This is a genomic window from Cupriavidus sp. SIMBA_020 (assembly GCF_046535395.1).
GTDB lineage: Bacteria > Pseudomonadota > Gammaproteobacteria > Burkholderiales > Burkholderiaceae > Cupriavidus > Cupriavidus campinensis.
Window position 1 is genome coordinate 1 of sequence record NZ_JAWRWU010000680.1, and the last position, 268, is coordinate 268.

Here is a 268-nt window from a genome sequence, read left to right on the forward strand (position 1 = left end):
GCGCGGCTCGTCATCGATCAGCTCGACGATCCGATGTTCCCGCGCAGGGGCTACTACAGCGAATTCCGCGTCGAACGCTCGCTGTGGTCGCACAACAGCCAGTCCGCGGCGAACCTCGCCGATACGTCGAACACGCCTTACACCGAGATCTACGGCAAGGCGATGATCGCGCAGCAGTTCGGCCGGCACAGTGTCAGCGCCACGATCGAGGGCGGCAAGAGCATCGGCGGGACCAACCTGATCAACGCGTTCAACTTCACGCTCGGCG

General features: G+C 63.8%; 1 pseudogene. It reads left to right on the forward strand.

Annotation, left to right across the window (positions count from 1 at the left end):
* Nucleotides 1-268, forward strand: a pseudogene (locus SB751_RS31040) (patatin); the annotation flags it as partial.